Here is a 21,094-nt window from a genome sequence, read left to right on the forward strand (position 1 = left end):
TTCGTATCCTGTCTATCGCTCAACCGAGCTTGATCTGAACATCGACGCCAGCGGCGAGATCAAGCTTCATGAGCGCGTCCACGGTCTTGTCGTTGGGGTCGACGATGTCGAGCACGCGCTTGTGCGTACGGGTCTCGTACTGGTCGCGTGCATCCTTGTCGACGTGCGGCGACACCAGAATGGTGTAACGCTCGATCTTGGTCGGGAGCGGGATCGGGCCGAGCACTGTGGCGCCCGTGCGCTTGGCCGTCTCGACGATCTCGCTGGCCGAACGGTCGATCAGACGATGATCGAACGCCTTGAGGCGGATGCGAATCTTCTGGTTCGCCATAAACCGTGTCCTGTTATCAAAAGAACTTGAATGTGCAACGAGGCGGCTTCTCACCGCATCGCACTGCTCTCTGGAACCATCGGAACCGCGCCAGGGCACAATCCCGACCTGAAAAACGCCAAGCGAGCACATACGGGCTCGCCTGGCGCAAATCCTGCTGCGCAGTGGCGTTGCAACGGGATCAACCCGGAACCACGCCGAATGCGATGGCCGTCCACGGCCGGCGAACTCGAAGCACTTCCTGCGCCTCATTTCGCTGTGAGCCAGTCGAAATTCATTCGTCCGGCAAGTGAGCTGCAAAGTATAACGGTAAATCTGCACTTAGTGAAGGGGGTCGAGATCGACGTGATCCGCCCTCTTCCCCCGGCGTTATCCGACCCAACGGGTCGGATCAACGGCGGAAGTTATCCCGACAGCAAGCTGCCGGGATAACGGTACTTACTTGATGACCTTGGCGACGACGCCGGCGCCGACGGTGCGGCCGCCTTCGCGGATCGCGAAACGCAGGCCTTCGTCCATCGCGATCGGGTGGATCAGGCTCACCACCATCTTCACGTTGTCACCCGGCATCACCATCTCCACGCCTTCCGGCAGCTGCACCGCGCCGGTCACGTCCGTGGTGCGGAAGTAGAACTGCGGACGGTAGCCCTTGAAGAACGGGGTGTGACGGCCGCCCTCTTCCTTCGACAGCACGTACACCTCGGCCTCGAAGTCCGTGTGCGGGGTGATCGAGCCCGGCTTCGCCAGCACCTGGCCACGCTCCACGTCGTCGCGCTTCAGGCCGCGCAGCAGCAGACCCACGTTGTCGCCCGCCTGGCCCTGGTCCAGCAGCTTGCGGAACATTTCCACACCCGTCACGGTCGTCTTCTGCGTCGGGCGGATGCCCACCACCTCGATTTCCTCGCCGACCTTGACGATGCCGCGCTCCACGCGACCGGTCACCACCGTGCCGCGACCCGAGATCGAGAACACGTCCTCGACCGGCATCAGGAACGGACGGTCGATCTCGCGCACCGGCTCCGGAATGTAGCTGTCCAGCGCATCCACCAGCTGGATGATCGCCGGCACGCCGATTTCGCTCTGGTCACCTTCCAGCGCCTTCAGCGCCGAACCCTTGATGATCGGCGTGTCGTCGCCCGGGAAGTCGTACTTCGACAGCAGCTCGCGCACTTCCATCTCGACGAGCTCCAGCAGCTCGGCGTCGTCCACCATGTCCGCCTTGTTCAGGAACACCACGATGTACGGCACGCCCACCTGGCGCGACAGCAGGATGTGCTCGCGCGTCTGCGGCATCGGGCCGTCCGCGGCCGAGCACACCAGGATCGCACCGTCCATCTGCGCCGCACCCGTGATCATGTTCTTCACGTAGTCCGCATGGCCCGGGCAGTCCACGTGCGCGTAGTGGCGCACCGGCGACTCGTATTCCACGTGCGCCGTCGAGATCGTGATGCCGCGCGCCTTCTCTTCCGGCGCCGCGTCGATCGCGTCGTAGGCCTTGAATTCGCCGCCAAACCGTTCCGCACCGACCTTCGTCAGCGCCGCCGTCAGCGTCGTCTTGCCGTGGTCCACGTGACCGATCGTACCCACGTTCACGTGGGGCTTGGTGCGCTCGAACTTGCCCTTTGCCATGACTTGAGACCTCTAGATAGAACTTTTCGTCAGTGCGGCGATTGCCGCGTCGTTTGATCTACGCGACCCATGGGCCGCACTGTTTTTTGATTTTTGCGGTCGCAAACGACCGCAAAAATCAGGCCTTCTTGACTACCTGCTCGGCGATGTTGTTCGGCGCCTCGGCGTAGTGGTCGAACTCCATCGTGAAGGTGGCGCGACCCTGCGTCAGCGAACGGATGGTCGTGGCGTAGCCGAACATCTCGCCCAGCGGGACGAACGCGTCGATGGTCTTGCCCGACGGCGTGTCTTCCTGGCCGCGCAGGATGCCGCGACGACGGCTCATGTCGCCCATCACATCGCCCACGTAGTCCTCCGGCGTCACCACCTCGACCTTCATGATCGGCTCGAGCAGCACCGGCGAGGCCTTCGCGAAGCCCTGCTTGAACGCCATCGAAGCGGCCAGCTTGAACGCCATTTCGGACGAGTCGACGTCGTGGTAGGAGCCGAACACCAGCTTCACCTTGACGCCCACCACCGGGAAGCCCGCCAGCGGGCCGCTGGTGATGGTTTCACGCAAGCCCTTCTCGACCGAGGGAATGAACTCCTTCGGGATCACGCCGCCGGTGATGTCGTTGATGAACAGGAAGTCGTCCTTGATCGCCGCGGACAGCTTCTCGTCGGCGCGGTCGGCGTCGCTGATCGGCGACATCTCGATCACCACGTGGCCGTACTGGCCCTTGCCGCCGGACTGCTTGGCGTGCTTGTAGTCGGACTTCACGTCTCTGCTGCGGATCGTCTCGCGGTAAGCCACCTGCGGCTTGCCGACGTTGGCCTCGACGTTGAACTCGCGCTTCATGCGGTCGACGATGATGTCGAGGTGCAGCTCGCCCATGCCCGAGATGATGGTCTGGCCGGATTCCTCGTCGGTACGCACGCGGAAGGAGGGATCCTCGGCGGCCAGGCGGCCCAGCGCGATGCCCATCTTTTCCTGGTCGGACTTGGTCTTCGGCTCCACCGCCATCGAGATCACCGGCTCCGGGAACGTCATCCGCTCCAGGGTGATCACGTGATCCTGCGCGCACAGCGTGTCGCCGGTCGTCACGTCCTTCAGGCCGACCGCCGCGGCGATGTCGCCGGCGCGGACTTCCTTCAGTTCGTGGCGATCGTTCGCGTGCATCTGCAGGATGCGGCCGATGCGCTCCTTCTTCGACTTCACCGGGTTGTAGACGGCATCGCCGGCATTCAGCACGCCCGAGTAGACACGGAAGAAGGTCAGCGAACCGACGAACGGATCGGTCATGATCTTGAACGCGAGCGCGGAGAACGGCGCGGCGTCGTCCGCCTTGCGGGTCGCCTCGTGGTCGTTCTCGTCCATGCCGGTCACCGGCGGACGATCCACCGGCGACGGCAGCAGGTGCACCACCGCGTCCAGCATCGCCTGCACGCCCTTGTTCTTGAAGGCGGTGCCGCAGTAGACCGGAATGATCTCGCTGGACAGGGTGCGCTGGCGCAGGCCCGCGATGATCTCGTCCTCGTTGAGGGAACCCTCCTCGAGGTACTTGTTCATCAGCTCTTCGCTGGCCTCGGCGGCGGACTCGACCATGAAGCTGTGCGCTTCATCCGCCTTGTCCTTGAGGTTCGCCGGGATGTCAGCGTACTCGAACTTCATGCCCTGGGACGCCATGTCCCACACGATCGCCTTCATCTTGAGCAGGTCGACCACGCCTTCGAAGTTGTCCTCGGCGCCGATCGGCACCACCATCGGTACCGGGTGTGCGCCCAGGCGCGACTTCAGCTGGCCGACCACCTTGTCGAAGTTGGCGCCGGTGCGGTCCATCTTGTTGACGAACGCGAGGCGCGGCACCTTGTACTTGTTGGCCTGGCGCCACACGGTCTCGGACTGCGGCTGCACGCCGCCGACCGCGCACAGCACAAACACCGCGCCGTCGAGCACGCGCAGCGAACGCTCCACCTCGATGGTGAAGTCGACGTGCCCGGGGGTGTCGATGATGTTGAAGCGGTGCTGCTCCATCGAACCATCCATGCCCTTCCAGAACGCCGTGGTGGCGGCGGAAGTGATGGTGATGCCGCGCTCCTGCTCCTGCTCCATCCAGTCCATCGTGGCCGCACCGTCGTGCACCTCGCCGATCTTGTGCGAGACACCGGTGTAGAACAGGATGCGCTCCGTGGTCGTGGTCTTGCCGGCATCGATGTGGGCCATGATGCCGAAGTTGCGATAGCGCTCGATGGGAGTGGTGCGTGCCATAGTCGTATCCGACGGAGATCCATCCCCGAATGGGCAATGGCGGCCATCCGGGCCGCACTGGTCATGAAAAAATCCGGCAGGAATGCCGGTTGATTCAGTGCCGCCCATCAAGGGCGGCACGGCACATGCCGCTGATTACCAGCGATAGTGCGAGAAGGCCTTGTTGGCTTCCGCCATGCGATGGGTTTCCTCGCGCTTCTTGGCGGCACCACCGCGGCTTTCGGAAGCCTCCTGCAGCTCGGCAGCCAGCTTGCGCGGCATCGAGGTCTCGCCGCGCTTGCGCGCCGCCTCGATCACCCAGCGCATGGCCAGCGCCATACGGCGACCCGGACGTACTTCCACCGGCACCTGGTAGGTGGCGCCGCCGACACGACGGGACTTCACCTCGACCGCCGGCGCGACATTGTTCAGCGCCTTCTCGACCAGAGCCACCGGCTCGGCGTGCTTCTCGCCCAGATGCTCCAGCGCGCCGTAGACGATGCTCTCGGCCACCGACTTCTTGCCGCTCTTCATCACCATGTTGATGAAACGGGCGATCAGCTGGCTGCCGTGCTTCGGATCGGGCAGCACCAGACGGGCGGGATGGGAACCTTTACGCGACATAGTTATTGTCTCTTTGAATAGGCATCCATGCCCCCAAGAAAAGCGACCATCCTGGCCGCACTCCTCAATGTCAGGCCTTCGGGCGCTTGGCGCCGTACTTCGAACGCGACTGGCGACGCTTGGTGACGCCGGCGCAGTCGAGGCTGCCGCGCACCGTGTGGTAGCGCACGCCCGGCAGGTCCTTGACGCGGCCGCCGCGGATCAACACCACCGAGTGCTCCTGCAGGTTGTGGCCTTCGCCACCGATGTAGCTGATCACCTCGTAGCCGTTGGTCAGGCGCACCTTGGCAACCTTGCGCAGGGCCGAGTTCGGCTTTTTCGGGGTGGTCGTGTAAACGCGCGTGCAGACGCCGCGACGCTGCGGGCTGTTCTGCAGGGCAGGCGAATCGCTCTTGTAGCTCTTCGGGCTGCGGGATTTGCGCACCAACTGGTTGATAGTCGCCATGCGTAGCCTTTTCTGAAAACATAAAGGCAGCCCGAACAAGCTCGGTCTGCCAAGAAGCGGGAATATAACACGGACGGCCTGTCACAGACAAGCCAATGTCCCGCCTTCCATGACCCGAACACGAGGTGCATCCATGCACCTCATTTCGTATGTCTAGCGAGCAGGACCCGGAACGGGTTTACTCGACACCACTTTCACTGCCGGCCGGCGCCTCGGCGAACGAGACGGCGGAAGCGGTACCGGAGAGCGTCTGCAACTCCGAGGCGGTCAGGCCACCCTGACTGCGACGCGAGGCGTGATACGCCAAGCCGGTACCCGCGGGAATCAGACGGCCGACGATAACATTTTCCTTCAGGCCCCGCAAGGTATCGCGCGTGCCGCGGACCGCCGCCTCGGTGAGGACGCGGGTGGTCTCCTGGAACGAGGCCGCCGAGATGAAGGACTCGGTGGCCAGCGAGGCCTTGGTGATGCCCAGCAGCACCGACTGGTACTCGGCCGGACGCTCGCCCTTGCTTTCCGCACGCTCGTTCTCGGCGTTGATACGCACGCGCTCCACCTGCTCGCCACGCAGATAGTGGCTGTCGCCCGGTTCGGTGATCTCGACCTTGCGCAGCATCTGGCGAATGATCGCTTCGATGTGCTTGTCGTTGATCTTCACGCCCTGCAGACGGTAGACGTCCTGGATCTCCTTGACCAGGTAACCGGCCAGCGGCTCCACGCCGAGCAGGCGCAGGATGTCGTGCGGGCTGGGCTCGCCGTCCACCACCGTCTCGCCCTTCTCCACGTGCTCGCCTTCGAACACGATGACCTGGCGCCACTTCGGAATCAGCTCTTCGTGCTCGTTGCCGTCGGCGTCCTTGATGATCAGGCGCTGCTTGCCCTTGGTGTCCTTGCCGAAACTGATCACGCCCGAACGCTCGGCCAGGATCGCCGGCTCCTTCGGCTTGCGCGCCTCGAACAGGTCGGCCACGCGGGGCAGACCGCCGGTGATGTCGCGGGTCTTGGAGGCGTCCTGCGGGATACGTGCCACCACGTCGCCCACGCCCACCGCGGCACCGTTCTGGATCGACACGATGGCGCCGGCCGGCAGCATGTACTGCGCCGGCACGTCGGTGCCCGGCAGCTTCAGCTCACGGCCCTTGGCGTCTTCCAGGCGCACGATCGGGCGCAGGTCCTTGGCGGCCGTGCCACGGCGCTTCGGATCGGTCACCACCGCGGATTCCAGGCCGGTCAGTTCGTCGGTCTGGCTCTGCACGGTGACGCCATCGATGAAGTCGATGAAGCGCACCGTACCGGCCACTTCCGAGACGATCGGATGGGTGTGCGGATCCCAGTTGGCCACGGCCTGGCCAGCCTTGACCGAGGCACCGTCCTTCACCGTGATGGTGGCGCCGTAGGGCACCTTGTAGCGCTCGCGCTCGCGGCCGCTAGTGTCGAGCACCGACACTTCGCCCGAACGCGACACGGCCACCAGATGGCCCTGCGCGTGCTGCACGGTCTTGATGTTGTTGAACTTCAGCGTGCCGGTGGTCTTCACCGTCACGTTGTCCACCGCAGCCGCACGCGAAGCCGCGCCGCCGATGTGGAAGGTACGCATGGTCAGCTGGGTGCCGGGCTCGCCGATCGACTGCGCGGCAACCACGCCCACGGCCTCGCCCATGTTGACCAGGTGGCCACGGGCCAGGTCGCGGCCGTAGCACAGCTTGCACACGCCATGGCTGGCGGCGCAGGTGATCGGCGAACGCACCTTGATCGACTGCACACCGGCCTTGTCCAGCTTCTCGACCAGTGCTTCGTTGAGCAGGGTGTCGCGTTCGACGATGGGCTGGTCGTCGTTGCCGGGGGCGTAGACGTCCTCGACCACCACGCGGCCCAGCACGCGCTCGCGCAGCGGCTCGACCACGTCGCCGCCTTCCACGATCGGCTGCATGATCAGGCCTTCCTCGGTACCGCAGTCGTCCATGGTGACCACCACGTCCTGCGCCACGTCGACCAGGCGACGGGTGAGGTAACCGGAGTTCGCGGTCTTCAGCGCCGTGTCCGCCAGGCCCTTGCGGGCACCGTGGGTGGAGTTGAAGTACTGCAGCACGTTCAGGCCTTCGCGGAAGTTGGCCTTGATCGGGGTTTCGATGATCGAGCCGTCCGGACGCGCCATCAGGCCGCGCATGCCGGCCAGCTGGCGGATCTGCGCCACCGAACCACGGGCGCCGGAGTCGGCCATGATGTACAGCGAGTTCATCGACTTCTGGGCGACCTGCTTGCCCGCGCTGTCGGTCACCGTCTCGGTGCCGATGCCGTCGATCATCGCCTTGGCCACCAGCTCGTTGGTGCGCGACCAGATGTCGACCACCTTGTTGTAGCGCTCGCCGGCGGTGACCAGGCCCGACTGGTACTGCTGCTGGATCTCGACGACTTCCTTCTCGGCTTCCTCGAGGATCGCCTTCTTCTCGGCCGGGATCTTCATGTCGTCGATGCCGATGGAGATGCCGGCGCGCGTCGCGAAACGGTAGCCGGTGTACATCAGCTTGTCGGCGAAGATCACCGTCTCCTTCAGGCCCAGGCGGCGGTAGCTGGCGTTGATCAGCCGCGAGATCGCCTTCTTGGTCAGCTCGGTGTTGGCGAGCTGGAACGGCAGGCCCTCGGGCAGGATCTCGGCGAGCAGCGCGCGACCCACGGTGGTCTCGACCAGTGCAAGCTCGCTGTGACGCTCGCCGTTCTCGCCCAGGCGCACCTGCTTCAGGCGCACCTTGACCTTGGCGTGCAGCTCGACCGCACGGTTGTCATAGGCGCGGCGCACCTCGCTGATGCTCGAGAACACCATGCCGGTACCCTTCGCGTTCACCAGCTCACGGGTCATGTAGTACAGGCCCAGCACCACGTCCTGGGTCGGCACGATGATCGGCTCGCCGTTGGCGGGCGACAGGATGTTGTTGGTCGACATCATCAGGGCGCGCGCTTCCAGCTGCGCCTCGATCGACAGCGGCACGTGCACCGCCATCTGGTCACCGTCGAAGTCCGCGTTGAACGCGGTACACACCAGCGGATGCAGCTGGATCGCCTTGCCTTCGATCAGGATCGGCTCGAACGCCTGGATGCCGAGGCGGTGCAGCGTCGGTGCGCGGTTCAGCAGCACCGGATGCTCGCGGATCACCTCTTCCAGGATGTCCCACACCTGGCCTTCCTCGCGCTCGACGAGCTTCTTGGCGGCCTTGATCGTGGTGGCTTCGCCGCGGGCCTGCAGCTTGGCGAAGATGAAGGGCTTGAACAGCTCCAGCGCCATCTTCTTGGGCAGGCCGCACTGGTGCAGACGCAGCGTCGGGCCCACAGTAATCACCGAACGGCCGGAGTAGTCCACGCGCTTGCCGAGCAGGTTCTGGCGGAAGCGGCCCTGCTTGCCCTTGATCATGTCGGCCAGCGACTTCAGCGCGCGCTTGTTCGTGCCGGTGATGGCACGGCCGCGGCGGCCGTTGTCGAGCAGCGCGTCCACCGATTCCTGCAGCATGCGCTTTTCGTTGCGCACGATGATGTCGGGCGCGTTGAGTTCGAGCAGGCGCTTCAGGCGATTGTTGCGGTTGATGACGCGGCGGTACAGGTCGTTGAGGTCCGAGGTCGCGAAGCGGCCGCCGTCCAGCGGCACCAGCGGACGCAGGTCCGGCGGCAGCACCGGCAGCACGGTCAGCACCATCCACTCCGGCTTGTTGCCGGACTCGACGAAGGCCTCGATCAGCTTCACGCGCTTGGTGAGGCGCTTCAGCTTGGTCTCGGAATTGGTGGAGCCGATCTCTTCCTTCAGGCGAATGACTTCGCCAGGAAGATCCAGCGACTTCAGCAGCTCGTACACCGCCTCGGCGCCCATGCGCGCGTCGAACTCGTCGCCGTGCTCTTCGACGGCCTCGAGGTACTGGTCCTCGCTCAGCAGCTGGCCCCGCTCCAGCGCGGTCAGACCCGGATCGATCACCACGAAGGCTTCGAAATACAGGATGCGCTCGATGTCGCGCAGGGTCATATCCAGCATCAGGCCGATGCGCGACGGCAGCGACTTCAGGAACCAGATGTGCGCGGTCGGGCTGGCCAGCTCGATGTGGCCCATGCGCTCGCGGCGCACCTTGGCCAGGGTGACCTCGGTGCCACACTTCTCGCAGACCACGCCGCGGTGCTTCATGCGCTTGTACTTGCCGCACAGGCACTCGTAGTCCTTCACCGGGCCGAAGATGGCGGCGCAGAACAGGCCGTCGCGCTCGGGCTTGAAGGTGCGGTAGTTGATCGTCTCCGGCTTCTTCACTTCGCCGTAGGACCAGGAGCGGATCAGCTCCGGCGAGGCCAGCGCGATCTTGATCGAGTCGAACTCGGGCGTGGCGCGCTGCTGGTTGAACAGATTGAGCAAGTCTTTCATGTGAGTCTCCGCTTGGAGCTATCTCTATGGTCGGGATCCACGGAATAACCGGGGCTTGGCTTATCCGGGACCCGGGGCTTCCACCCCGGGTCCCGACCATTCACTTGATCTCTTCCAGGTCGATGTCGATGCCGAGCGAGCGGATTTCCTTCACCAGCACGTTGAAGGATTCCGGCATGCCGGCCGCCATCTCGTGGTTGCCGTCGACGATGTTCTTGTACATCTGGTTGCGGCCCTGCACGTCGTCGGACTTCACCGTCAGCATTTCCTGCAGGGTGTAGGCCGCGCCGTAGGCTTCCAGCGCCCAGACTTCCATTTCGCCGAAACGCTGGCCGCCGAACTGCGCCTTGCCGCCCAGCGGCTGCTGGGTGACGAGCGAGTACGGGCCGGTCGAACGGGCGTGCATCTTGTCGTCGACCAGGTGGTTCAGCTTCAGGTAGTGCATGTAGCCCACGGTGACCGGGCGATCGAACGCCTCGCCGGTGCGGCCGTCGAACAGCGTGGTCTGGCCCGACTCGGGCAGATCCGCCAGCTTCAGCATCGCCTTCAGCTCGGCTTCCTCGGCGCCGTCGAACACCGGCGTGGCCATCGGCACGCCTTGCTGGAGGTTCTTGGCGAGCGCCAGGATCTCGTCGTCGGTCAACGACTTCAGGTCCACGTGCTGCACGGCGCCGGCGACGTGGTGGTTGTAGATCTGGTCGAGGAACTCGCGGATCTGCTTGACCTTGGCCTGCGCCTCCAGCATCTGCTGGATCTTCCTGCCCAGGCCCTTGGCCGCCCAGCCCAGGTGCACTTCCAGGATCTGGCCGATGTTCATACGGCTCGGCACGCCCAGCGGGTTCAGGCAGATGTCCACCGCCGTACCGTCGGCCATGTGCGGCATGTCCTCGACCGGCACCACGTTGGAAACCACGCCCTTGTTGCCGTGACGGCCGGCCATCTTGTCGCCCGGCTGGATGCGGCGCTTCACGGCCAGGAACACCTTGACCATCTTCAGCACGCCCGGAGCGAGATCGTCGCCCTGGGTGATCTTGCCCTGCTTCTCCTTGAAGCGTTTGTCGAACTCTTCCTTGTGGCGCTTGACCTGTTCGGACGCGCGCTCGAGGAACTCGGTGACGGCTTCGTCCTTGACGTTGATCTTGAACCAGTCGTCCTTCTTCAGGCCGTCGAGGTAGGCGTCGGTGATCTCGGCGCCGCGCTTCAGGCCGCCCGGGCCGCTCATCGCACTCTGGCCGACCAGCTGGGCGCGCATGCGGTTGTAGATCGCGCCTTCGAGGATGCGGAACTGGTCGTCGAAGTCCTTGCGGATGCGCTTGACCTCGGTTTCCTCGATCTGCTTGGCACGCTTGTCCTTCTCGATGCCGTCGCGGGTGAACACCTGCACGTCGATGACGGTGCCGTCCATGCCCGGCGGCACGCGCAGCGAGCTGTCCTTCACGTCGGACGCCTTCTCGCCGAAGATCGCGCGCAGCAGCTTCTCTTCCGGCGTCAGCTGGCTCTCGCCCTTCGGCGTGACCTTGCCGACCAGGATGTCGCCCGCCTTCACCTCGGCGCCGATGTAGACGATGCCGCTCTCGTCGAGGCGCGCCAGCGCCTGCTCGCCCACGTTGGGGATGTCGGCGGTGATTTCCTCGGCGCCCAGCTTGGTGTCGCGCGCGACGCAGGCCAGCTCCTCGATGTGGATCGAGGTGTAGCGGTCTTCCTGCACGACGCGCTCGGAGAGCAGGATCGAGTCTTCGAAGTTGTAGCCGTTCCACGGCATGAAGGCGATCAGCATGTTCTGGCCGAGCGCGAGCTCGCCCAGGTCGGTCGACGAACCGTCGGCCAGCGTGTCGCCCTTCGCCACCACGTCACCCACGTTCACCAGCGGACGCTGGTTGAGGTTGGTGTTCTGGTTGGAGCGGGTGTACTTGGTCAGCGTGTAGATGTCGACGCCGGCGTCGTTCTCGCCCACCTCGCCCTCGTGCACGCGCACCACGATGCGGCCGGCATCGACCTGGTCGATCACGCCGCCGCGCTTGGCACTGACGGTGACGCCGGAGTCGCGCGCCACGGCGCGCTCGATGCCGGTGCCCACCAGCGGGGTCTGCGAACGCAGGGTCGGCACGGCCTGGCGCTGCATGTTCGCGCCCATCAGCGCGCGGTTCGCGTCGTCGTGCTCCAGGAACGGCACCAGCGCCGCCGCGACCGACACGGTCTGCATGGGCGAGACGTCCATGTAGTCGACTTCGGCGGCCGGACGCAGCTCGGACTCGCCGCGGAAACGGCAGGACACGAACTCTTCGACGAACGCGCCGTGCTTGTCCAGCGGCGAGTTCGCCTGCGCGATCACGTGGTCGCCTTCCTCGATCGCCGACAGGTAATCCACCTTGTCGGTGACCTTGCTGTTCGCCACCTTGCGGTACGGCGTCTCGAGGAAGCCGTACTGGTTGGTGCGCGCGTACACGGCGAGCGAGTTGATCAGGCCGATGTTCGGACCTTCCGGCGTCTCGATGGTGCAGACGCGGCCGTAATGGGTCGGATGCACGTCGCGCACTTCGAAGCCGGCGCGCTCGCGGGTCAGGCCGCCCGGGCCCAGGGCCGAGACGCGGCGCTTGTGCGTCACTTCCGACAGCGGGTTGTTCTGGTCCATGAACTGGCTGAGCTGCGAGGAGCCGAAGAACTCCTTCACCGCCGCCGCCACCGGCTTGGCGTTGATCAGGTCCTGCGGGGTGAGGCCATCGGCCTCGGCCAGGCTGAGGCGCTCGCGCACCGCGCGCTCCACGCGCACCAGGCCGATGCGGAAGGTGTTCTCGGTCATCTCGCCCACCGAACGCACGCGGCGGTTGCCGAGGTGGTCGATGTCGTCCACGGTGCCGTGACCGTTCTTGATCTCGATCAGCACCTTCAGCACCTCGAGGATGTCGGAGGTTTCACCCTGCTCCCTGACCAGGCGCTGGGACTCCTCTTCCTTGCGGTCGCTGAAATACTTGTGGTCGTACAGCACGCCCGGACCGAGGATGTCCTTGCGACCCACGCGGCGATTGAACTTCATGCGGCCGACCGCCGACAGGTCGTAACGGTCGAAGGTGAAGAACAGGTTGAAGAACAGGTTCTGCGCGGCATCCTTCGTCGGCGGCTCGCCCGGACGCATCATGCGGTAGATCTCCACCAGCGCCTCCAGCGGAGTGCGGGTGTTGTCGATGCGCAGGGTGTGCGAGATGTAGGCGCCCCGATCCAAGTCGTTCACGTACAGCGTCGGCACCGTCTCGATGCCGGCCTTGCGGAAGTTCTCCAGCTGCTCGGCGCTGATCTCGTCATTGGCCGAAGCCAGCAGCTCGCCGGTCTTCGCATCGACGATATCGGTGGCCAGGATGCGGCCCACCGGATAGTCGTCCGGCACTTCCAGCGCAGTGATGTTCTCGGCCGCGAGCTGGCGCACGTGACGCGCGGTGATGCGCTTGCCGGCTTCCACCAGCACCTTGCCGCCGACCGCGAGGTCGAAGGACAGCGTCTCGCCGCGCAGGCGCTCGGCGACCAGTTCCAGCGTGGTGCCGCCCTTCTTGCCCAGGTGGAACACGTTGTGCTCGAAGAAGATGGCCAGCATCTCCTCGTTGCTGTAGCCCAGCGCGCGCAGCAGCACGGTCACCGGCAGCTTGCGGCGACGGTCGATACGGGTGAACAGCGCGTCCTTCGGGTCGAACTCGAAGTCCAGCCAGGAGCCGCGGTAGGGAATCACGCGCGCCGAGAACAGCAGCTTGCCCGAGCTGTGCGTCTTGCCGCGGTCGTGGTCGAAGAACACGCCCGGCGAACGGTGCAGCTGCGAGACGATGACGCGCTCGGTGCCATTGATGATGAAGGTGCCGGTGTCGGTCATGAGCGGGATCTCGCCCATGTAGACCTCCTGCTCCTTGACGTACTTCACGGCCTTCTTCGAGGCCGGGCTGTCCTTGTCGTAGATCACCAGGCGCACGGTCACGCGCAGCGGCGCGCCGAAGGTCATGCCGCGGTTGCGGCACTCGCGCTCGTCGAAGCCCGGCTCGCCGAGGCGGTAATCGACATACTCCAGTGCGGCGTTGCCCGAGTAGCTCACGATCGGGAACACCGACTTCAAGGCGGCATGCAGACCCTTGTCATCGCGCTGCTTGGGCGCAACGTGCTCCTGCAGGAATTCCCGGTAGGAATCGGTCTGGATGGTCAGCAGGTTGGGCACGCCCAGCACGGGGGGCCGCTTGCCGAAATCCTTGCGGATGCGCTTCTTCTCGGTAAACGAGTAGGTCATGGGTTGACGCCTCGGTTCGCAGTGACGCCGGTGGTGCACACACCGGCTGAATTGGGATGCTTGGATCTGGGGGATCGCGGTTGTCGACTCCTGGCGAATCGACAGCCGCGATACCTCAGAGGCCTAGAGCCAAAGCATCCGGGCCTGATGTGTTCCAAAAGGGCTCCTGCCCTTTTGGAATTCGCCCGCCGGAGGCGGGCTCCGTTCGGCAGGCGCCAAGGCGCCTGCCGAACGATGAGTCATCCATGACTCATGAAGCGGGCAAAGCCCGGGGGCTCTCGCCCCCAGGCTTGCTTGACGCTAAGCCAAACTGACGGCGCGCAAGGCGCCGATTACTTCAGTTCGACCGTGGCGCCGGCAGCTTCCAGGTCCTTCTTGAACTTCTCGGCGTCTTCCTTCGACACGGCTTCCTTCAGGACGCCGCCCTGCTCGGTCAGGTCCTTGGCTTCCTTCAGGCCCAGGCCGGTGATGGCGCGGACGGCCTTGATCACGTCGACCTTCTTGTCGCCGGCGGACTTCAGGATCACGTCGAACTCGGTCTGCGCCTCGGCAGCCGGAGCGGCAGCGCCACCGGCGGCGGCCACGGCGACCGGGGCAGCGGCGGACACGCCAAACTTCTCTTCGATGGCCTTCACCAGCTCCATCACTTCCATCAGCGACTTGGCGGCGACGGCTTCAACGATCTGTTCGTTGGTCAGGGACATTTTGATTTACCTCTGGAAATGGATTCGATACGGATAAGCGTCGGGATCAGGCGGCCGCGGGGGCTTCGGCGGCGACTTCGCCACCACCCTGCTTGTCGGCCACGGCCTTGACGGCGCGGGCGAACATCGCCGCCGGTTCCGCCAGCACGCGGGCCAGCATGGCCAGCGCCTCATCGCGGGTCGGCAGCGAGGCCAGCACGTCGACGTGCGCGGCCGGCAGCAGCTTGCCTTCCACCGAGACGACTTTCGCCTTCAGCTTTTCGTTGCTCTTGGCGAATTCCTTGATCAGGCGACCGGCAGCGCCGGGCTCCTCGGTCGAGAACGCGTACAGCAGCGGACCGGTCAGGACGTCCTTGACGACCTCGAACTCGGTGCCCGCCACGGCGCGCGACGCCAGCGTGTTCTTGACAACCTTCAGGAACACGCCAGTCTCGCGGGCCTTCTTGCGCATCGCGGTCATCTGTTCGACCGTGGTGCCCGCGTACTCGGCAGCGACCAGGGAGTGAGCCTTAGCGGCGACTTCTGCCAGCTCGGCGACTACTTCTTGCTTCTGGGACAGATTGAGAGCCATTGCACTCCTCCAAATGAACTCCGCTCACGGCTCCTGCCGCTTGCGGTCCTGGGCGACGTCTTCCCTGACGTCGGGGACACTGGATGTCCCGGGTGGTGGCCTTTCCAGAACGACGCATCATTCCAGTGGGGGCGACACCATCTGCGCAGGCCGGATGCGGGCATCCGATTAAGCGGCCGGTCCGGCGGCGACGGCGATTCCCTGCCATGAGCGAGCTCCCTGCCCGTCGTCGTCGCGTGCCGACCGCGCCTGCGGTCTTTGACGGCTACCCCGATCACCAGACCGGGGCTGCCCTCAAAAACAGCCCGCGCGGCAACCTGGCCGCGCGGAAAAAACACTCTTACTTGGTCGCGATGTTCAGCGACGAGGTATCCACGGCGACGCCGATGCCCATCGTGCTGGACAGCGCCACCTTCTGCAGGAACTGGCCCTTGGCGGTAGCCGGCTTGGCCTTCAGCAGGTCGTTGATCAGCGCGTTGAGGTTGTCCGCGAGCTGCGCGGCCTCGAACGTGGCCTTGCCGATGGTGGCGTGGATGATGCCCGCCTTGTCGTTGCGGAACTTCACCTGGCCGGCCTTGGCGTTCTTCACCGCAGTGACGACGTCGGCGGTGACCGAGCCGTCCTTCGGGTTCGGCATCAGGCCGCGCGGGCCGAGCAGCTGGCCGAGCTTGCCGACCACGCGCATCGCGTCCGGCGTGGCGATCACGCGACCGAAGTCGAGATCGCCGCCCTGCATGCGCTCGGCCAGATCGTCCATGCCGACGGCATCGGCGCCGGCAGCCTTGGCAGCCTCGGCCTTCTCGCCCGCCGGGCAGAACACGGCGACCTTGACGGTCTTGCCGGTGCCGTGCGGCAGCAGCGAGGAACCGCGCACGCCCTGGTCCGACTTCTTCGCGTCGATGCCGAGGCGGACGGCGACGTCCACGGACTCGGCGAACTTCGCCTTGGCGTTGTTCTTGACGATGTTCAGGGCCTCATCCAGGCCATACACCTTGCCCGGCTGCACCGCGGCCTGGGCGGCCTTCATACGCTTGGTGATCTTTGCCATGTCTTAACCCTCCACCACCAGGCCCATGCTGCGCGCGCTACCGGCAATGGTGCGCACCGCAGCGTCCAGATCGGCAGCCGTCAGATCCGGCTCCTTCTGCTTCGCAACGTCTTCCAGCTGCTTGCGGGTGATCTTGCCCACCTTGTCGGTGTTCGGCTTGGACGAACCCTTGGCGACACCCGTGACCTTCTTGATCAGCACGGTGGCCGGCGGGGTCTTGGTGATGAAGGTGAAGCTGCGGTCAGAGTACGCAGTGATGATGGTCGGGATCGGCAGACCCGGCTCCATCTTCTGCGTGGCGGCGTTGAACGCCTTGCAGAATTCCATGATGTTCAGACCGCGCTGGCCCAGCGCCGGACCGACCGGCGGGCTGGGGTTGGCCTGACCGGCCTTGACCTGCAGCTTGATGTAGCCTACGACTTTCTTTGCCATTGGATTTTCCTCGCGAGTTCAGGCGCCTTGCGGCTCCTCGCCATGCAACATCCCTGGTTGAGAGGGGAACCCACGGTCCTGCGGATTCCTGAAACACGGACACACCGGATCGAAAGACCCCGGCGGGAACCGTGCAGTATAAAGATTGACCAGCCGCCTAGCAAGCCCCGTGCCGGATTCCCTTCTCCCCTCCGGGGAGAAGGCGGCCCGGAGGGCCGGATGAGGGGCCAAGGCTGGCCTCGACCCGGACCGGAGCAGCGCTTTGAATCAACCTCTGCGCAAGCCCCGACCCCTCACCTCAATCTTCTCCGCGGAGGGGAGAGGAGGCGAATGTGCGATGCAATGTCGCCCTGCCCGAACGATCCGGCCAGATCAGGCTTTCTCGACTTGCCCAAACTCCAGTTCTACAGGAGTCGAGCGGCCGAAGATCAGCACCGCCACGCGCAGGCGGCTCTTCTCGTAGTTGACTTCCTCGACCACGCCGTTGAAATCGTTGAACGGGCCGTCGGTGACGCGCACCATCTCGCCCGGTTCGAACAGCACCTTGGGCTTGGGCTTTTCCACGCCTTCGCGCACGCGGCTCAGGATGGTGTCGGCCTCGCTGTCGCGGATCGGCAGCGGGCGGTCGGCGGTGCCGCCGATGAAGCCCATCACCTTGGGGGTTTCCTTGACCAGATGCCAGCACTCGTCGTCGATGCGTGGCGCCTTGCCCTCGGTGTTGGTCTCGATCTGCACCAGCACGTAGCCGGGGAAGAACTTGCGATCGCTGCGGCGCTTCTGGCCGCCGCGCATCTCGATCACTTCCTCGGTCGGCACCAGCACCTCGCCGAACTTCTCCTCCATGCCGGCGCGCTGGATGCGCTCGGAGAGCGCCCGCTTCACCTGGTTCTCGAAGCCCGAATAGGCGTGCACCACATACCAACGCTTGCTCATGGCCTTGCCCTCACAACTTGAGCAGCCAGTCGAGAATGACCGACTTCAGGATCAGGTCGATCAGGCCCAGCAGCAGCGACAGGATGATGACCACCAGAATGATGATGCCGGTGGTCTTGATCGTCTCGTCACGAGTCGGCCAGACCACCTTGCGCATTTCGAACTGCGATTCGGCGAGGAAATGCCGCACACGACGCCCCAGCGCGGTGAACGCGGCAATCGACAGCGAGATCACCAGTGCCGCGAGCACGCCCAGCAGGCGCACCACCGGCGGCACGTTGGCATCGTTGCTGAACCACGAATACGCCACGACGCCAGCCACCAGAATAACGGCGGCCAGCACCAACTTGCCGATATCGGCGGGGGTCGTGCCCTTGGGCTGTTCTGCCTTGGTATTCATGCGCAGTCTGCGGATGTCATCGGCCCCCGGATACTGAAACATCCGGTAACCGCCATCCGCCGTCGATCCTCAGAAAGATGGCACGCCAGGAGGGACTCGAACCCCCAACCTGCGGTTTTGGAGACCGCTGCTCTGCCAATTGAGCTACTGGCGTACACGGCTTGAACTTGAAACACGATGGCGAGCGGATGGTAGTCCGCTCGCCTCGCGAAGGTTGTTTCAGCCATCCATCCTTGATGGCAAAGATCAACCCGGCATCCATGCCGGACTATTCACAAGAGCTGGTTACTTGATGACCTTGGCGACGACGCCGGCGCCGACGGTGCGGCCGCCTTCGCGGATCGCGAAACGCAGGCCTTCGTCCATCGCGATCGGGTGGATCAGGCTCACCACCATCTTCACGTTGTCACCCGGCATCACCATCTCCACGCCTTCCGGCAGCTGCACCGCGCCGGTCACGTCCGTGGTGCGGAAGTAGAACTGCGGACGGTAGCCCTTGAAGAACGGGGTGTGACGGCCGCCCTCTTCCTTCGACAGCACGTACACCTCGGCCTCGAAGTCCGTGTGCGGGGTGATCGAGCCCGGCTTCGCCAGCACCTGGCCACGCTCCACGTCGTCGCGCTTCAGGCCGCGCAGCAGCAGACCCACGTTGTCGCCCGCCTGGCCCTGGTCCAGCAGCTTGCGGAACATTTCCACACCCGTCACGGTCGTCTTCTGCGTCGGGCGGATGCCCACCACCTCGATTTCCTCGCCGACCTTGACGATGCCGCGCTCCACGCGACCGGTCACCACCGTGCCGCGACCCGAGATCGAGAACACGTCCTCGACCGGCATCAGGAACGGACGGTCGATCTCGCGCACCGGCTCCGGAATGTAGCTGTCCAGCGCATCCACCAGCTGGATGATCGCCGGCACGCCGATTTCGCTCTGGTCACCTTCCAGCGCCTTCAGCGCCGAACCCTTGATGATCGGCGTGTCGTCGCCCGGGAAGTCGTACTTCGACAGCAGCTCGCGCACTTCCATCTCGACGAGCTCCAGCAGCTCGGCGTCGTCCACCATGTCCGCCTTGTTCAGGAACACCACGATGTACGGCACGCCCACCTGGCGCGACAGCAGGATGTGCTCGCGCGTCTGCGGCATCGGGCCGTCCGCGGCCGAGCACACCAGGATCGCACCGTCCATCTGCGCCGCACCCGTGATCATGTTCTTCACGTAGTCCGCATGGCCCGGGCAGTCCACGTGCGCGTAGTGGCGCACCGGCGACTCGTATTCCACGTGCGCCGTCGAGATCGTGATGCCGCGCGCCTTCTCTTCCGGCGCCGCGTCGATCGCGTCGTAGGCCTTGAATTCGCCGCCAAACCGTTCCGCACCGACCTTCGTCAGCGCCGCCGTCAGCGTCGTCTTGCCGTGGTCCACGTGACCGATCGTACCCACGTTCACGTGGGGCTTGGTGCGCTCGAACTTGCCCTTTGCCATACGCCAGAATCCCGGTGGAGTCAGTGAGAGGAAACAACCGCCCGGTGCGGGCGAGGTCTGCAACGATGATGGTGCTCATGACTGGAATCGAACCAGCGACCTCTTCCTTACCAAGGAAGTGCTCTACCGACTGAGCTACATGAGCGTGTGTTTCTGCCATCCATCCCTGATGGCGAAGAACTAAGGCCGGCATCCTGCCGGATTCTTCAAGTAAAGCTAAGCGAGATCAATGGAGCGGGAGACGGGAATCGAACCCGCACCATCAGCTTGGAAGGCTGAGGTTCTACCATTGAACTACTCCCGCCCTGCGCGGAGCCCGTTGCCGGACCGGTCGACCCGATCCGACGAACCAGTCCAACCGCAATCTTTCGCGAATTCGACTGGTGGAGGGAGGTGGATTCGAACCACCGAAGGCGTAAGCCAGCAGATTTACAGTCTGCCCCCGTTGGCCGCTTGGGTATCCCTCCAACAAAGAACGCGTATTGTGTGGATCGCCCCATCGACTGTCAACACCTGCGAACGCCCGCGCGCGTCCTGCAGGCACCTTCCGCGCGCGGATTTCAGCCCGGATTCCGCTGGTTTTCGTCGGCGCGCATGTCGACCAGGCGACCCATTTCGCGCGACAGCTCCTGCAACCGCCGCGCATGCGCCTGCAGCTGGCGTTCGGCATCGTCGCGCGGCTCCCAGCGCGGCACCGGGGTGGGCTTGCCGTCCGGGGCGTCCAGCGCCACGAACACCATCACGCAACTGGTGGCCAGGCGCCGCTCGTTCTTGCGCAGGTCGCTCGCCAGCACGTCCACCGCCATGTGCATGCTGGTGGTGCCGGTGTGGATCAGCTTCGCCTGCACCGTGACCAGGTCGCCGATCAGGATCGGCGCCACGAACTGGATGCCGCTGACCGAGGCGGTGACGCAGTACGCCCCGCTCCATGCCACCGCGCAGGCGTAGCCGGCCTGGTCGATCCACTTCATCGCCATGCCGCCGTGCACCTTGCCGCCGAAGTTGACGTCGGTGGGCTGGGCGAGGAAGCGGAAAGTCACCTCGTGCTGCTGGCCTGGCATGCGGACTCCGGTCGCTACGGCGGGAAGCCCGCATTATGCCGCTGGCGGCGCCGCCAGCTCCATCGGCGTGGTGAGCACGCCGTTCGGTGAAAGCCGCTCCGGTCCGGTGGCCACGAAGCCGAGCCGCAAGTACGCCGGCACCGCGCAGCGCGAGGCGTTGAGCGTGAAGCGACACGTGCCGGCGCGACGCACCGCATCGGCCATGGCGCGCAGCCACAGGCGCCGCGCGATGCCGCGGCCGTGGTAGCGGGTGCTGACGAAGAGCTGGGTGAGGTGGCTGTCGCCGCGCAACGTCGCCACGCCCACCAGGGCGTTGCCGTACCAGGCGAGATGGAAGCGATGACCTTCCTGCATGCGCAGGCGCTGGGCCGCCACGCCCTGCCGCGCCAGCAACGCCAGCCCCGCCCCGGGCGGCTGGTCGGGCACGATCCAGCGCCGCGTCACGCGACGCACCAGCACGGCTATGGCACGAGCGTCATCGGGACGCCCGAGCCGGATCCGCAGCACCGCCTTCGCCATGCCCCACCCCGCACCATCCGGACGGGGCGCATCCTTGCAC

General features: G+C 65.0%; 16 protein-coding genes and 4 tRNA genes. All 20 read right to left on the minus strand.

Annotated features, from left to right (window positions below; all coding sequences use genetic code 11):
- Nucleotides 1-19: 19 nt before the first annotated feature.
- Complete coding sequence (gene rpsJ, locus ABQJ54_RS05965) at nucleotides 20-331, minus strand: 30S ribosomal protein S10 (RefSeq protein ID WP_014402136.1); 312 nt, start codon at nucleotides 329-331, stop codon at nucleotides 20-22.
- A 438-nt stretch (nucleotides 332-769) separates the two neighbouring features.
- On the minus strand, nucleotides 770-1,960 hold the full coding sequence (gene tuf / locus ABQJ54_RS05970) for an elongation factor Tu (protein WP_367853342.1): 1,191 nt from the start codon (nucleotides 1,958-1,960) through the stop codon (nucleotides 770-772).
- Nucleotides 1,961-2,078: 118 nt separating this feature from the next.
- Nucleotides 2,079-4,208: an elongation factor G gene (gene fusA, locus ABQJ54_RS05975; RefSeq protein ID WP_367853343.1), complete on the minus strand. Its 2,130-nt coding sequence runs from the start codon at nucleotides 4,206-4,208 to the stop codon at nucleotides 2,079-2,081.
- Between the two features lie 135 nt (nucleotides 4,209-4,343).
- Nucleotides 4,344-4,811: a 30S ribosomal protein S7 gene (gene rpsG / locus ABQJ54_RS05980; protein ID WP_181300965.1), complete on the minus strand. Its 468-nt coding sequence runs from the start codon at nucleotides 4,809-4,811 to the stop codon at nucleotides 4,344-4,346.
- 70 nt (nucleotides 4,812-4,881) lie between these two features.
- Nucleotides 4,882-5,256, minus strand: a complete 375-nt coding sequence (gene rpsL, locus ABQJ54_RS05985; protein ID WP_077481292.1) for a 30S ribosomal protein S12 — start codon at nucleotides 5,254-5,256, stop codon at nucleotides 4,882-4,884.
- Between the two features lie 178 nt (nucleotides 5,257-5,434).
- The gene (gene rpoC / locus ABQJ54_RS05990; RefSeq protein WP_367853344.1) at nucleotides 5,435-9,649 is read right to left on the minus strand and encodes a DNA-directed RNA polymerase subunit beta'; all 4,215 of its coding nucleotides are present in this window, start codon (nucleotides 9,647-9,649) and stop codon (nucleotides 5,435-5,437) included.
- A 100-nt stretch (nucleotides 9,650-9,749) separates the two neighbouring features.
- Nucleotides 9,750-13,910, minus strand: coding sequence for a DNA-directed RNA polymerase subunit beta (rpoB, locus tag ABQJ54_RS05995; protein WP_367853345.1), 4,161 nt, complete (start codon nucleotides 13,908-13,910; stop codon nucleotides 9,750-9,752).
- A gap of 332 nt (nucleotides 13,911-14,242) precedes the next feature.
- Nucleotides 14,243-14,614: a 50S ribosomal protein L7/L12 gene (rplL, locus tag ABQJ54_RS06000; protein WP_367853346.1), complete on the minus strand. Its 372-nt coding sequence runs from the start codon at nucleotides 14,612-14,614 to the stop codon at nucleotides 14,243-14,245.
- A 46-nt stretch (nucleotides 14,615-14,660) separates the two neighbouring features.
- Nucleotides 14,661-15,185 (minus strand): 50S ribosomal protein L10, encoded by a 525-nt coding sequence (rplJ, locus tag ABQJ54_RS06005; RefSeq protein ID WP_367853347.1) that lies wholly within the window; start codon nucleotides 15,183-15,185, stop codon nucleotides 14,661-14,663.
- Nucleotides 15,186-15,525: 340 nt separating this feature from the next.
- A complete protein-coding gene (rplA, locus tag ABQJ54_RS06010) occupies nucleotides 15,526-16,233 on the minus strand; it encodes a 50S ribosomal protein L1 (RefSeq protein ID WP_367853348.1) in 708 nt (235 codons plus the stop codon).
- 3 nt (nucleotides 16,234-16,236) lie between these two features.
- On the minus strand, nucleotides 16,237-16,665 hold the full coding sequence (rplK, locus tag ABQJ54_RS06015; RefSeq protein WP_192105778.1) for a 50S ribosomal protein L11: 429 nt from the start codon (nucleotides 16,663-16,665) through the stop codon (nucleotides 16,237-16,239).
- A gap of 372 nt (nucleotides 16,666-17,037) precedes the next feature.
- Nucleotides 17,038-17,598 (minus strand): transcription termination/antitermination protein NusG, encoded by a 561-nt coding sequence (gene nusG / locus ABQJ54_RS06020; RefSeq protein WP_367853349.1) that lies wholly within the window; start codon nucleotides 17,596-17,598, stop codon nucleotides 17,038-17,040.
- A gap of 10 nt (nucleotides 17,599-17,608) precedes the next feature.
- Complete coding sequence (gene secE, locus ABQJ54_RS06025; RefSeq protein ID WP_437343323.1) at nucleotides 17,609-17,998, minus strand: preprotein translocase subunit SecE; 390 nt, start codon at nucleotides 17,996-17,998, stop codon at nucleotides 17,609-17,611.
- Nucleotides 17,999-18,076: 78 nt separating this feature from the next.
- Nucleotides 18,077-18,152: transfer RNA gene (locus ABQJ54_RS06030), tRNA-Trp, on the minus strand.
- Between the two features lie 131 nt (nucleotides 18,153-18,283).
- On the minus strand, nucleotides 18,284-19,474 hold the full coding sequence (tuf, locus tag ABQJ54_RS06035) for an elongation factor Tu (protein ID WP_367853342.1): 1,191 nt from the start codon (nucleotides 19,472-19,474) through the stop codon (nucleotides 18,284-18,286).
- Nucleotides 19,475-19,543: 69 nt separating this feature from the next.
- Nucleotides 19,544-19,619 (minus strand) — tRNA-Thr (locus ABQJ54_RS06040).
- 85 nt (nucleotides 19,620-19,704) lie between these two features.
- Nucleotides 19,705-19,778: transfer RNA gene (locus ABQJ54_RS06045), tRNA-Gly, on the minus strand.
- A gap of 77 nt (nucleotides 19,779-19,855) precedes the next feature.
- A tRNA-Tyr gene (locus ABQJ54_RS06050) sits at nucleotides 19,856-19,941 on the minus strand.
- 93 nt (nucleotides 19,942-20,034) lie between these two features.
- Nucleotides 20,035-20,535 (minus strand): acyl-CoA thioesterase, encoded by a 501-nt coding sequence (locus tag ABQJ54_RS06055; RefSeq protein ID WP_367853351.1) that lies wholly within the window; start codon nucleotides 20,533-20,535, stop codon nucleotides 20,035-20,037.
- Nucleotides 20,536-20,568: 33 nt separating this feature from the next.
- Nucleotides 20,569-21,054 carry a GNAT family N-acetyltransferase gene (locus ABQJ54_RS06060; RefSeq protein WP_367853352.1) on the minus strand — a complete coding sequence of 162 codons (486 nt, stop codon included), beginning with the start codon at nucleotides 21,052-21,054 and terminating at the stop codon, nucleotides 20,569-20,571.
- Between the last annotated feature and the right edge of the window lie 40 nt (nucleotides 21,055-21,094).

This window comes from Rhodanobacter lycopersici (assembly GCF_040812335.1).
Taxonomy (GTDB): Bacteria; Pseudomonadota; Gammaproteobacteria; order Xanthomonadales; family Rhodanobacteraceae; genus Rhodanobacter_A; species Rhodanobacter_A lycopersici.

Coding starts and splice junctions, on each gene's coding strand:
- rpsJ (WP_014402136.1), bottom strand. CDS start 331: ATGGCGAACCAGAAGATTCGCATCCGCCTCAAGGCGTTCGATCATCGT.
- tuf (WP_367853342.1), bottom strand. CDS start 1,960: ATGGCAAAGGGCAAGTTCGAGCGCACCAAGCCCCACGTGAACGTGGGT.
- fusA (WP_367853343.1), bottom strand. CDS start 4,208: ATGGCACGCACCACTCCCATCGAGCGCTATCGCAACTTCGGCATCATG.
- rpsG (WP_181300965.1), bottom strand. CDS start 4,811: ATGTCGCGTAAAGGTTCCCATCCCGCCCGTCTGGTGCTGCCCGATCCG.
- rpsL (WP_077481292.1), bottom strand. CDS start 5,256: ATGGCGACTATCAACCAGTTGGTGCGCAAATCCCGCAGCCCGAAGAGC.
- rpoC (WP_367853344.1), bottom strand. CDS start 9,649: ATGAAAGACTTGCTCAATCTGTTCAACCAGCAGCGCGCCACGCCCGAG.
- rpoB (WP_367853345.1), bottom strand. CDS start 13,910: ATGACCTACTCGTTTACCGAGAAGAAGCGCATCCGCAAGGATTTCGGC.
- rplL (WP_367853346.1), bottom strand. CDS start 14,614: ATGTCCCTGACCAACGAACAGATCGTTGAAGCCGTCGCCGCCAAGTCG.
- rplJ (WP_367853347.1), bottom strand. CDS start 15,185: ATGGCTCTCAATCTGTCCCAGAAGCAAGAAGTAGTCGCCGAGCTGGCA.
- rplA (WP_367853348.1), bottom strand. CDS start 16,233: ATGGCAAAGATCACCAAGCGTATGAAGGCCGCCCAGGCCGCGGTGCAG.
- rplK (WP_192105778.1), bottom strand. CDS start 16,665: ATGGCAAAGAAAGTCGTAGGCTACATCAAGCTGCAGGTCAAGGCCGGT.
- nusG (WP_367853349.1), bottom strand. CDS start 17,598: ATGAGCAAGCGTTGGTATGTGGTGCACGCCTATTCGGGCTTCGAGAAC.
- secE (WP_437343323.1), bottom strand. CDS start 17,998: ATGAATACCAAGGCAGAACAGCCCAAGGGCACGACCCCCGCCGATATC.
- tuf (WP_367853342.1), bottom strand. CDS start 19,474: ATGGCAAAGGGCAAGTTCGAGCGCACCAAGCCCCACGTGAACGTGGGT.
- ABQJ54_RS06055 (WP_367853351.1), bottom strand. CDS start 20,535: ATGCCAGGCCAGCAGCACGAGGTGACTTTCCGCTTCCTCGCCCAGCCC.
- ABQJ54_RS06060 (WP_367853352.1), bottom strand. CDS start 21,054: ATGGCGAAGGCGGTGCTGCGGATCCGGCTCGGGCGTCCCGATGACGCT.